We start from the raw sequence: 12,017 nt of genomic DNA, 5'->3' as shown, positions 1-12,017 counted from the left end.
CGGTCCCTGTGCCGTCAATCGACGATGAAAAGCTTGGCTCCGTGGGCCGAGCGCGAACGATGGGGCTCGGCGTTGTCCGCCACCTGGTAGCTCATGCCGGCCTTGAGCGTGAACTTGCGGCCGTCCTCGAGCTCCGTCTCCATCTCGCCTTCGAGGCACAGCAGCACATGGCCCTTGCTGCACCAGTGATCCGACACATATCCCGCCGTGTACTCGACCATGCGCACGCGAATGCCGCCGAAGTTCTGCGTCTGCCAGAACGCCTGGCCCGCTTCGGCCGAGTGCTCGGTGCGAGGGATTGCGGACCAGTCAGTGGTGCCGAAGGGGATGTTTTCCATTTTCATGAGGGGTCCTTGTTGATGCAGGCCATGCGGCGTTGAGAGCGTTGCCGTGGGCCTGAGGCGGGTGCGTCGCAAAGTGTAGATCGCGCCACGCGGCCACGGCCCGCGGCGTATGCGTGCCGGTCGTCAGCAGTGGCTTGTTTTCTTACAGAGACAGGGCTGAACTACTGGTTAATTGGTAGTACCAATTTGAGTAAATGGTGCATTTACAACGCGAATAGGTATTTTCCCTATGTGTAAATGCTGCAAAAAACTCAAAGATCGCACACCTTGCGGCGTTTTCTGGTTCTCTGATTATTTTGGTATGACCAATTTCAGTTTTCTGGATTTGCGCCACTGAGAAAACTACACAGCGCCTTCTGTTCAGCCAGACAAGTCCGGCTCGAGACCTGGCGTTGACGCAAGAAGTAAACGAGGGGCGCTCTGCGCCCTTTCAATAAACCTAGAGACTTCGTCATGCAAACCATCTGGCAACAGAATTACGACCCTGTAGGGAACATCTGGATTTCGGCGCTGGTTGCGCTGATTCCCATCATCTTTTTCTTTCTCGCGCTGACCAAGTTCAGGCTCAAGGGCTACCAGGCCGGCACCGGAACCGTGGTGCTGGCCATGGGCGTGGCACTGCTGTTCTACAAGATGCCTGTCAGCGCCGCGCTGGCTTCGGCGGTCTATGGCTTCTTCTATGGTCTGTGGCCCATTGCCTGGATCATCGTGGCGGCGGTGTTCCTCTACAAGATCTCGGTCAAGACCGGGCAGTTCGACGTCATCCGCTCCTCCATCCTGGCGGTCACTCCCGACCAGCGGCTGCAGCTGATCCTCGTGGGCTTTTGCTTTGGCGCGTTTCTCGAAGGCGCTGCCGGCTTTGGCGCGCCCGTGGCGATCACGGCCGCGCTGCTGGTGGGCATGGGCTTCAAGCCGCTGTACGCGGCCGGGCTGTGCCTGATCGCCAATACCGCGCCCGTGGCCTTCGGCGCCATGGGCATTCCCATCATCGTCGCCGGACAGGTCTCGGGCGTGGACACGTTCGCGATCAGCCAGATGGCCGGCCGCCAGCTGCCGTTCATGACCGTGATCGTGCTGTTCTGGCTGATGGCCATCATGGATGGCTGGCGCGGCGTCAAGGAAACCTGGCCCGCGGTGCTGGTCGGCGGCGGCACGTTCGCGGTGGTGCAGTTCCTCACGGCAAACTACATCGGCCCCGAACTGCCCGACATCACTTCGGCCATCGTCTCGCTGGTGGTGCTGACGGCCTTTCTCAAGGTCTGGCAGCCCAAGCGCATCTTCCGTTTTGCGCCCGAAGAGGGCAGTGCCGCCGTACCCGCGCCTGCAGTAAAGGGCGCTTCGTTGACCGCGGGCGCCATCGTCAAGGCCTGGTCGCCGTTCCTCATTCTCACGCTCATGGTGACGGTCTGGAGCATCAAGCCCTTCAAGGCGCTGTTCGCCACCGGCGGCGCGCTGGCTTCTTCGGTGATCAACATTCCCGTGCCTTTCCTGCACAACCTGGTCGAGAAGACTCCACCCGTCGTTGCGGCCGCCGCGCCCTATGGCGCGACCTACACTTTCAACTGGCTGCTGGCCACGGGCACGGCCATCCTGATCGCGGCGCTGATCAACATCGCGTTCACGCGCCTGTCGCCGGTCAAGGCCGTGGCCACGCTGGGTGAAACGCTCAAGGAACTCGCGGTGCCGATCTACTCGATCGGCATGGTGCTGGCCTTCGCGTTCATCGCCAACTACTCGGGCCTGTCCGCGACGCTGGCGCTGGCGCTGGCGCACACGGGCAAGGCGTTCACGTTCTTCTCGCCTTTCCTGGGCTGGATAGGCGTGTTCCTCACGGGCTCGGACACTTCTGCCAATGCGCTGTTCGCCGCGCTGCAGGCCACGACCGCGCAGCAGCTGGGTCTGCCACCGGTGCTGACCGTGGCGGCCAACACCACGGGCGGCGTGACCGGCAAGATGATCTCTCCGCAGTCGATCGCCATTGCCTGCGCCGCAGTGGGGCTGGCCGGACGCGAGTCCGACCTGTTCCGCTTCACGGTCAAGCACAGCCTGATTTTCGCGACGCTCATTGGAGTGATCACCACGCTGCAAGCCTATGTGTTTACGTGGATGATTCCGGGTCACTGAAAAACCGAAACGTCCCCCATGCGCCTTGCAGATCATGTCGTCGAGAAATTGCTTGCCCTGGTGCAGGCCCGCGGAATACAGCCCGGCCAGCGGCTGCCCGCGGAGCGGCAACTGGCCACCGAACTGGGCGTATCGCGCACCTCGGTGCGCGAGGCGATACAGAAGCTGATCAGCCAGGGCGTGCTCGCCACGCGGCGCGGCGCCGGCACCTATGTGCAATCCAGCGCGCCCGCCGAGTGGCTGCAGGACGCCATGGGTCCGCTGGTGCGGCTGATCAACGATGACCAGCATTACCGCTACGACGTGCTCGAGACGCGCCACGCGCTGGAGTCCAGCACCGCCTGGCTGGCCGCGCAGCGCGCCACGGCCGAGGACAAGGCGCATATCAAGCGCTGCTTCGACGTGATGGTCCAGCACCAGCAGGACGGCCATTCCGAACTGGCGGCGCGCGCCGACGCGCAATTCCATCTGGCCATTGCCGAGGCCTCGCACAACCTGGTGCTGGTGCAGGTGATGCAGAGCCTGTTCAAAGTCGTGCTGTCCACGGTGGCGCACAACCGCCACGTCATGTTCCGGCTCAGCGCGCCGCGCACCGTGCAGGAGCTGACCCTGCAGCACCAGAGCCTGATGCAGGCCATCCTTGACGGCGACCCGCAACGCGCGCGTGAATGCATAGGCGAACACCTGGAGCATGTGCGCGTGAGCCTGCAGCAGCTCGACGAAGACCAGGCCAGGCTGGAGCGCTCCATGCGACTGCCGCCTTCGGATCTGGCATGAGGCTGCCGGTTTCATGTGCAGCGCCATGAACCACTGACATGAAAGTTTCTAGACCATGATCATCTCTTCGACTGCCGACTATCGCGCGGCCGCGCAAAAGCGCCTGCCGCCTTTTCTCTTCCACTACATCGACGGCGGCGCCTATGCCGAGCAGACGCTGCGCCGCAATGTCGACGACCTGGCCGCCGTGGCCCTGCGCCAGCGCGTGCTCAAGGACATGAGCCGGCTCGACACCAGCATCGAGCTGTTCGGCGAGAAGCTGTCGATTCCCGTCGCGCTGTCGCCCGTGGGGCTCACGGGCATGTACCGCCGCCGCGGCGAAGTGCAGGCTGCGCGCGCGGCGGACGCGCATGGCATTCCGTTCACCATGTCGACGGTCTCGGTCTGCCCGATCGAAGAAGTGGCACCCGAGATCAAGCGCCCCATGTGGTTCCAGCTCTATGTGCTCAAGGACCGCGGCTTCATGCGCAACGCGCTGGAGCGCGCCCAGGCCGCGGGCTGCACCACCCTGGTCTTCACCGTCGACATGCCCGTGCCCGGCGCGCGCTACCGCGACGCCCATTCCGGCATGAGCGGCCCGAACGCCGCGCTGCGCCGCTACTGGCAGTCGGTGCTGCACCCCCGCTGGGCGCTGGACGTGGGCCTGCAGGGCCGGCCGCACGATCTGGGCAACATTTCTGCGTATCGCGGCAGCCCCACCGGACTGCAGGACTATATGGGCTGGCTGGGCGCCAATTTCGACGCCTCCATTTCGTGGAAAGACCTCGAATGGATTCGCGCGTTCTGGAAGGGCCCGATGGTCATCAAGGGCATCCTCGACCCCGAAGACGCCAAGGACGCGGTGCGCTTCGGCGCCGATGGCATCGTTGTCTCCAACCACGGCGGCCGCCAGCTTGACGGCGTGCTGTCCTCGGCCCGCGCCCTGCCGGCCATCGCCGACGCGGTCAAGGGCCAGATCAAGATCCTGGCCGACTCCGGCATACGCAACGGCCTCGACGTAGTCCGCACCATCGCCCTGGGCGCCGATGCGGCGATGATTGGCCGCGCCTACATCTACGCCCTGGCCGCTGCCGGAGAGGCGGGCGTCAAGCATCTGCTGGAATTGCTGGAAAAGGAAATGCGGGTGGCGATGACGTTGACCAGCGTGAGCAAGATCAGCGACATCACGGGCGATCTGCTGGTGCGCGACGCCAAGGCCTGATGGTTCAAGAGGGCTGGCGCTACACTGCGCGCCATGCCCACACCCACGCTTCCCCTGGATAGACCGCTGGCCCAGGCGCGCAATGGCCTGCTGTGCATGGGCCTGCTGCAAGGCTTGCTGGCACTGACATTGGTGCATTCGGGCCTGGAGCGCGACGGACAGACGCTGGCGCTGCTGCTGGTCCTGCTGCCGCCGCTGTTCATGGCGATGACCGTCACGCGCTGGCGCGACGCCCGGCTGTGGGCCGGTGGCGCCGTGATGGCGGCGGTGGTCGCGGTGATGGCGGGCAGCATGATCTGGGGCCTACGGCATTCGCCTTGGGAAGACAGCCGGGTGTTTGCCTGCCTGGGCGTGGCGCTGTCGCTCTGGTGGTTTGTCGCCTTGCCCTGGTTCCAGGCTTTCATGGCTCATGGCCGCTGGCGCGTGCCCTATGCCGCGCTGTTCGTGCTGGCCTGGAACAACGCGCTGGTGCTGGCGCTGGCCACGCTGTGCGTGCAGCTGGTATGGGGCGTGCTGTGGCTTTGGGCCGGGCTGTTCGCGCTGGTCAAAGTCGAGTTCTTCGCCACGCTGTTTTCCGCGCAGTGGTTTGTGTTCATCGTGACCGGGCTGCTGGGCGGCCTGGGCCTGTGGCTGGCACGCACCCAGCAGCGGCCCATCCAGGTGATGCGCCAGACCCTGCTGGCGCTGGGACGCCTGCTGCTGCCCTTGCTCGCCTGGGTGCTGGTGTTCTTCGTGCTGGCGCTGGTGTTCACCGGCGTCGAAGGCCTGTGGGCCACGCGCTTTGCCGCGGCGCTGCTGATGGGCGTCTTGATACTGCAGATCTGGGTCGTGAACGCGGTCTACCAGGACGGCGCGGCGGCCCAGGCTCCCTATCCGCGCCTGCTGCGCTGGCTGGTCGATGCGAGCCTGATCGCCATGCCCGTGTTTGCCACGCTGGCCTGCGTGGCCATAGGCCTGCGCGTGCGGCAATACGGCTGGACGCTGGAGCGCGTCTGGGCCGCGGCCGCCGCCGGCGTGCTGTGGCTCTATGCGCTGGGCTATGCCTGCGCCGCCGTGCACAGCGTGCGCCAGGGCACGGCCCGCCCCTGGCTGCAATGGCTCGCGCCCGTCAACCTGGCGCTGTCGCTGCTGGTGCTGGCACTGTTGCTGGCGCTGCAGACGCCGCTGCTCGACGGCCAGCGCATCAGCGCCGCGAGCCAGCGCGAACGCCTGCGTGCCTATCCGGCGCATGCCAGCCTGGAGCGCCTGACCGATCTGAAGTGGGGCCACGGGCCCTACGGCCTTGCCGCGCTTGACGCGCTGGCCAGCGACCCCGGCTTCCAGGCGGGCGAGGCGCGCGAGCGGCTCGACATGGCACGCGCTTCGACATCCAGGCGTGCCGCCACAGCCCCGCAACCTGGTGATGATTTCGACCTGGTCGCGGCCCAGCAGCGCATCAAGACCCCCGCGGGCATGGCGCGCCCGCAGCCCGATTGGTGGGACTGGTGGCAACAGCAGGCGCAGCAGCAACCCTGGGCGCTCGAATGCCTGTTGTCCGGCGCCGACTGCGTGCTGCTGTCGGGCGACTGGGATCAGGACCAGCAGACCGACCACCTGCTGTGCAAGCTCGAAGACCGCAGCAACCGTCGCTGCCGTCTCAGCGCGCGCAACCCCGAAGGCCAATGGCAGGACCAGGGCACTGTGGTCTGGAAAGATACTTTCAGCGCCGAGCAAAATCGCCTGACACGCGATCTATTGCGTGAAGGCCGAATCACCACCGAACGTTCGCGCTGGCCCGATTGGCAACTGCCCCATCAGAATGCGCAGGGCAAGGCGCAGCCGTTCACGGGGCGGTTGCAGCAGCCCGACTGAGGCGCGACAGCAGCACGGTGAAAAACGCCAGCGCATCCACCACCCCGCGCCCAGCAGCGACCAGAAACCCGCGACCAGGGTGCTGGGCACAAGCACTGCAATGGTCATCAGGCAAAGCATGCCAAACGCTCGATGCGAGGACAGGCAGTGTCGGGTGTATGGTTCATTTTCATGGGAGTGGCGCTGCCTAGATAGGGCTGCGCTGCGTCTGCGCAATGACTTCCAGTTTTCTCAAAGCATACGGCGCCAAAGAAAAACGCCCGGCATGCCGGGCGTTTTTGCTATCAGTCTCTGCCGGATGTTTTCACAACCCAAGGCATTCGACCCGCTGCATCAGACGTCAATATTCCCCGCCCGCAACGCATTGTTCTCAATGAAGTGACGGCGTGGCTCGACCTCGTCGCCCATCAGCATGGTGAACACGCGGTCGGCTTCGATGGCGTCATTGACCTGCACCTGCAGCAAGCTGCGAACGTTCGGGTCCATGGTGGTTTCCCACAGCTGGGCCGGGTTCATTTCGCCCAGGCCCTTGTAGCGCTGGCGGCTGGTCGTGCGTTCTGCTTCTGACAGCAGCCATTGCATGGCCTGGCGGAAGTCGCCCACTTTTTCCGACTTGGCTTTTTCGCCTTCGCCGCGCAGCGCCTTGGCGCCTTCGGACAGCAGGCCGTTGAAGTGCTGGGCTTCGTCCGAGAGGGCTGCGTAGTCGCTGCTGCGCACGAAGTCCTGGGTCAGGATGGAGCTCTTGATGTTGCCGTGGTGGTGGCGGCTGATGCGCAGCACCGGGTTGTCGGTCTGCGGGTCGATCTCTCCGGTCACTTCGGCGGGCACGCCGGTCATGGTGAGTTCGCGCAGCTTGGCTTCCAGGATGGGAGCGCAGGCCTGGGCTTCTTCCAGGGTGTCGAGCTTGATCTGCACGCCGTCGGCGATGGCGCGCAGGGCTTCGGCGTCCATGAAGTTCGACAGGCGCTCGATCACCGTTTCGGCGGCCAGGTGCATGTAGGCCAGCTTGGCGAGTTCTTCGCCTTCAAGCGTGCGCGGTGTCTCGCCGCCGGTGGTGACGCTGGCGTTGTTCAGCGCGATGCGCAGCAGGTAGCTGTTGAGCGCCGGGCCGTCCTTCAGATACAGCTCCTCCTTGCCGCTCTTGACCTTGTACAGCGGCGGCTGGGCGATGTAGATGTGGCCGGCTTCGACCAGCTCGGGCATCTGGCGGTAGAAGAAGGTCAGCAGCAGCGTGCGGATGTGGGCGCCGTCAACGTCGGCGTCGGTCATGATGATGATGCGGTGGTAGCGCAGCTTGGCGGGATCGAAATCGTCGCTGCTGCTCTTGCCCGACTCGGCGCTGGCCTTGCCGATGCCCGTGCCCAGGGCGGTGATCAGCGTGATGATTTCCTGGCTTGCGAGCAGCTTCTCGTAGCGTGCCTTCTCGACGTTCAGGATCTTGCCGCGCAGCGGCAGGATGGCCTGGAATTTACGGTCGCGGCCCTGCTTGGCGGAGCCGCCGGCGGAGTCGCCCTCGACAATGTAGATTTCGCACAGCGCCGGGTCTTTTTCCTGGCAGTCGGCGAGCTTGCCGGGCAGACCCATGCCGTCGAGCACGCCCTTGCGGCGCGTCATTTCACGCGCCTTGCGCGCGGCTTCACGCGCGCGTGCGGCTTCGATGATCTTGCCGCAGAGGATCTTGGCGTCTATCGGGCGCTCCTGCAGGTAGTCGGACAGCGTCTTGGCGACGATGTCTTCCACCGGGGCGCGCACTTCGCTGGACACCAGCTTGTCCTTGGTCTGGCTCGAGAACTTGGGCTCGGGCACCTTGACGCTGAGCACGCAGCACAGGCCTTCGCGCATGTCGTCGCCCGTGACTTCGACCTTGGCCTTCTTGGCCAGTTCGTTCTGCTCGATGTACTTGCCGATGACGCGCGTCATCGCAGCGCGCAGGCCGGTCAGGTGGGTGCCGCCGTCACGCTGGGGAATGTTGTTGGTGAAGCACAGCACCTGCTCGCTGTAGCCGTCGTTCCACTGCATGGCGACTTCGACGCCGATTTCGGTGCCGGGAATGCCGCCGTACGATTCGGCCGGGCGCGTGCCCGTGGCATAAAACGGCGTGGGGTGCAGCACCTTCTTGGTGGCGTTGATGAAGCCGACAAAGCCGCGCACGCCGCCCGCGCCCGAGAAGTCGTCTTCCTTGCCCGAGCGTTCGTCCTTGAGGCGGATGCGCACGCCGTTGTTCAGGAAGGACAGCTCGCGCAGGCGCTTGGCCAGGATGTCGTAGTGGAACTCGTGGTTCTGCGTGAAGATCTCGACGTCGGGCAGGAAGTGGACCTTGGTGCCGCGCTTGTCGGTGTCGCCGATGACGCGCATGGGCGAAACTTCGACGCCGTTGACTTCCTCGATCAGACGGTTTTGCACAAAACCGCGCGCAAAGTCGATCTCATACGCCTTGCCTTCGCGGCGCACGGTGAGCTTGAGCCAGATGGACAGCGCGTTGACGCAGGACACGCCCACGCCGTGCAGGCCGCCCGAGACCTTGTAGCTGTTCTGGTTGAACTTGCCGCCGGCATGCAGTTCGGTCAGCGCGATTTCGGCGGCCGAGCGCTTGGGCTCGTGCTTGTCGTCCATCTTCACGCCGGTGGGAATGCCGCGGCCGTTGTCGATCACCGACAGCGAGTTGTCGGCGTGGATGGTGACCAGAATGTCGTCGCAATGGCCGGCCAGGGCTTCGTCGATGGAGTTATCCACAACTTCGAAGACCAGATGGTGCAGGCCCGTGCCGTCGGAGGTGTCGCCGATGTACATGCCGGGGCGCTTGCGCACGGCTTCCAGGCCTTCGAGGATCTGGATCGCGCCTTCGCCGTAGCCTTCACTGGCGCCGGCCTGCTGGGCGTCGATCTTGTGGGTCGGCTCGATCGAGTCGCCTTGGGGTTCGGGCAGCGTAGTGTCAGCGGTCATTGGGGGAGCCTTGCGATCCGGAGGAAACGAAGTTTCCAAAATATTCAGTGGGGTAGTTAAAGGCGGCACAGGCTGTGGATAACAGGCCTATGCCGCGATTGATTGCGTGGGGCCGGTGGCTCAAATGCGCATCGGCATGACGACGTACTTGAAGAACTCGTTCTCGGGGATGGTCAGCAGCGCGGAGCTGTTGCCGTCGGCGAGGTCGATCTTCACCATGTCCTGGGCCATGTTGGTCAGCGCGTCGATCAGGTAGGTCACGTTGAAGCCGATTTCAATCGTGTCGCCGCCGTAGTCGATGTCGAGCTCGTCCACGGCCTCTTCCTGCTCGGCGTTGTTCGACGCCACGCGCAGCGTGCCGGGTTCGAGCGTGAGGCGCACGCCCTTGAACTTGTCGCTGGTCATGATGGCCGTGCGCTGCAGGCTGGCCAGCAGCGGCGCGCGCCCCAGGGTCACGCTGTTGCTGTGGTTCTTGGGAATCACGCGGTTGTAGTCGGGGAACTTGCCTTCGACCAGCTTGGTCACGAATTCCATGCCGCCGAACGTGAACTTCGCCTGGTTGTTGGCGAACTGCATCTCGATGTGGGGCTGGTTGTCGCCGCCCACGTCGGACAGCAGGCGCTGCAACTCGAGCACGGTCTTGCGCGGCAGGATCACTTCCTGCTTGGGCACTTCGACGTCCAGCGTGGCGCTGGAGAACGCCAGGCGGTGGCCGTCGGTGGCCACCAGGCTCAGTGTCTTGCCTTCGGCAACGAACAGAATGCCGTTGAGGTAGTAGCGGATGTCCTGCACGGCCATCGCGAACGAGACCTGGCCCAGCAGGTCCTTGAGCACCTTCTGCGGCACGCTGAAAGACGGGCCGAAAGCCGCGGCTTCCTGCACCAGCGGGAAGTCTTCGGCGGGCAGGGTCTGCAGCGTGAAGCGGCTCTTGCCGCCCTTGAGAATGATCTTGTTCTGGCTGGTTTCCAGCGCCACGGTCTGGTCGCCGGGCATGGTCTTGAGAATGTCGATCAGCTTGCGCGCGCCCACGGTGGTCGTGAAGTCGCCGGTGTCGCCGCCGAGTTCGGCGGTGGTGCGGATCTGGATCTCGAGATCGCTGGTGGTCAGTTGCAGGGCATTGCCGGTCTTGCGGATCAGCACATTGGCCAGGATGGGCAGTGTGTGACGGCGTTCGACGATGCCGGACACCGACTGCAGAACTGCGAGAACCTTGTCTTGTGTTGCCTTCAGGACGATCATGTCAACCTTTAGTAAATTGGGGGTACGGTCGCTGCTACTGTGCGATTCAAGGGGTTGGGCCCTCGCGCCACCCCACCGCATATTTTGCCTTGTCGCGTGGCATTTCTGGGCGTGGAAAGCGCGGGCGTTGTGCCCTAGCCCTTGAGCGTCTGCTCCAGCACGTGCAGCTGTTGGTTGAGTTCCGTGAGCTGCTGGCGTTCGGCGGCAATCTTGCGCACCGCATGCAGCACCGTGGTGTGGTCACGGCCGCCAAACAGCTCGCCGATTTCGGGCAGGCTCTTTTGCGTCAGCTCCTTGGCCAGGTACATCGCAATCTGGCGCGGCCGCGCAATGCTGGCCGGGCGCTTCTTGCTGTACATGTCGGCGACTTTGATCTTGTAGTAGTCGGCGACCGTCTTCTGGATATTTTCCACCGAAATCTGGCGGTTCTGTATCGAAAGCAGGTCGCGCAATGCTTCGCGCGCGAGCTGGATCGAGACTTCCTTCTGATTGAAGCGCGAATACGCAAGGATCTTGCGCAGCGCGCCTTCGAGCTCGCGCACGTTGGAGCGCACGTTCTTGGCGACGAAGAATGCGACTTCCTCGGGCATGTCGGCGCTTTCGGCGCGCGCCTTGTTGATCAGGATCGCGACGCGCATCTCGAGCTCGGGCGGCTCTATCGCCACCGTGAGGCCCGAATCGAAGCGCGACACCAGGCGCTCGTGGATGTTGGCCAGGCCCTTGGGATAGGTGTCGCTGGTCATCACGATGTGGCTCTTCTTGGCCAGCAGCGCTTCGAACGCATTGAAGAACTCTTCCTGCGTCCGGTCCTTGTTGGCGAAGAACTGCACGTCGTCAATCAGCAACAGATCGAGCGAGTGGTAGCGTTCCTTGAACTCGTCAAAGGTGCGCCGCTGATAGGCCTTGACCACATCCGACACGAACTGCTCGGCGTGGATGTAGAGAACTTTGCTGTCGGGCTTGTCGGCAAGCAGCTGGTTGCCCACAGCGTGCATCAAATGGGTCTTGCCCAGGCCCACGCCGCCGTAGATGAACAGCGGGTTGTACAGATGACCGGGCGAGCCCGCAACGTGCATTGCCGCCGAGCGCGCCATGCGGTTGGCCGTGCCTTCGACCAGCGTGTCGAAGGTCAGGGCAGCGTTCAGGCGGGTGCGGAACACGGGCGCCGCAGGCTCTTCCTGCACGGCGCTGGTCGTGATCTGGTGGGTTTCCTGCTGACCGCCGCGCTCGGCAGAAAACGGGCGCACGTAAGTGCGCGTCACCGATTCACGGTGAGCGAGTGCTAACTCCAGGGTGACGGGCTGGCCATACAGGGCTTCGAGCATTGCCGAGATGCGCCCGGCATATTGCGCACGTATCCAGTCGAGCTTGAAGCGGTTGGCCACGTGTACCGTGACCTTTGAAAAGTCTTCCGCCACCGTGGCGGTCAGCGGCTTGATCCAGGTGTTGAACTGCTGTTCGGGCAGATCCTGCCCCAGCTGCTCCACGCAGACCTGCCACAGGCCTTGGCCAGCGTCGTTGTTAGGTTCCTCGGTCAT

At 64.1% G+C, this 12,017-nt stretch carries 8 protein-coding genes; 4 read left to right on the top strand and 4 right to left on the bottom strand.

The features are described from left to right. Positions 1-14 precede the first annotated feature (14 nt). Positions 15-344, bottom strand: coding sequence for a DHCW motif cupin fold protein (locus tag ACSVDO_RS00040; protein WP_489594452.1), 330 nt, complete (start codon positions 342-344; stop codon positions 15-17). A gap of 453 nt (positions 345-797) precedes the next feature. On the opposite strand from ACSVDO_RS00040, the gene lldP reads away from it, so the two are divergent. The 4 genes from lldP to ACSVDO_RS00020 are packed head-to-tail and all read left to right on the top strand — an operon-like array spanning position 798 to position 6,297. Beyond that, a complete protein-coding gene (gene lldP / locus ACSVDO_RS00035) occupies positions 798-2,468 on the top strand; it encodes an L-lactate permease (protein ID WP_332540292.1) in 1,671 nt (556 codons plus the stop codon). Between the two features lie 18 nt (positions 2,469-2,486). Further along, positions 2,487-3,245, top strand: coding sequence for a transcriptional regulator LldR (gene lldR / locus ACSVDO_RS00030; protein WP_332540291.1), 759 nt, complete (start codon positions 2,487-2,489; stop codon positions 3,243-3,245). A 55-nt stretch (positions 3,246-3,300) separates the two neighbouring features. Then, the gene (lldD, locus tag ACSVDO_RS00025) at positions 3,301-4,446 is read left to right on the top strand and encodes an FMN-dependent L-lactate dehydrogenase LldD (protein WP_489594450.1); all 1,146 of its coding nucleotides are present in this window, start codon (positions 3,301-3,303) and stop codon (positions 4,444-4,446) included. 33 nt (positions 4,447-4,479) lie between these two features. Continuing rightward, complete coding sequence (locus ACSVDO_RS00020; RefSeq protein ID WP_489594448.1) at positions 4,480-6,297, top strand: hypothetical protein; 1,818 nt, start codon at positions 4,480-4,482, stop codon at positions 6,295-6,297. Between the two features lie 333 nt (positions 6,298-6,630). On the opposite strand, the gene gyrB is transcribed toward ACSVDO_RS00020, so the two are convergent. The 3 genes from gyrB to dnaA form a co-directional block, all read right to left on the bottom strand. Continuing rightward, positions 6,631-9,240 carry a DNA topoisomerase (ATP-hydrolyzing) subunit B gene (gyrB, locus tag ACSVDO_RS00015; protein ID WP_489594446.1) on the bottom strand — a complete coding sequence of 870 codons (2,610 nt, stop codon included), beginning with the start codon at positions 9,238-9,240 and terminating at the stop codon, positions 6,631-6,633. 120 nt (positions 9,241-9,360) lie between these two features. Next, a complete protein-coding gene (gene dnaN, locus ACSVDO_RS00010) occupies positions 9,361-10,479 on the bottom strand; it encodes a DNA polymerase III subunit beta (protein ID WP_332539963.1) in 1,119 nt (372 codons plus the stop codon). 134 nt (positions 10,480-10,613) lie between these two features. Continuing rightward, on the bottom strand, positions 10,614-12,017 hold the full coding sequence (gene dnaA / locus ACSVDO_RS00005; protein ID WP_332539965.1) for a chromosomal replication initiator protein DnaA: 1,404 nt from the start codon (positions 12,015-12,017) through the stop codon (positions 10,614-10,616).

It is taken from the genome of Comamonas sp. DB36 (assembly GCF_057914905.1).
The sequence above is the reverse complement of the archived record's forward strand: the minus strand, read 5'-3'. Positions and strand labels throughout refer to the sequence as shown.

Excerpts from the sequence above, each read along its gene's own strand:
- lldR (WP_332540291.1), top strand. The coding sequence starts at position 2,487 with ATGCGCCTTGCAGATCATGTCGTCGAGAAATTGCTTGCCCTGGTGCAG.
- gyrB (WP_489594446.1), bottom strand. The coding sequence starts at position 9,240 with ATGACCGCTGACACTACGCTGCCCGAACCCCAAGGCGACTCGATCGAG.
- lldP (WP_332540292.1), top strand. The coding sequence starts at position 798 with ATGCAAACCATCTGGCAACAGAATTACGACCCTGTAGGGAACATCTGG.
- ACSVDO_RS00040 (WP_489594452.1), bottom strand. The coding sequence starts at position 344 with ATGAAAATGGAAAACATCCCCTTCGGCACCACTGACTGGTCCGCAATC.
- lldD (WP_489594450.1), top strand. The coding sequence starts at position 3,301 with ATGATCATCTCTTCGACTGCCGACTATCGCGCGGCCGCGCAAAAGCGC.
- ACSVDO_RS00020 (WP_489594448.1), top strand. The coding sequence starts at position 4,480 with ATGCCCACACCCACGCTTCCCCTGGATAGACCGCTGGCCCAGGCGCGC.
- dnaN (WP_332539963.1), bottom strand. The coding sequence starts at position 10,479 with ATGATCGTCCTGAAGGCAACACAAGACAAGGTTCTCGCAGTTCTGCAG.
- dnaA (WP_332539965.1), bottom strand. The coding sequence starts at position 12,017 with ATGACCGAGGAACCTAACAACGACGCTGGCCAAGGCCTGTGGCAGGTC.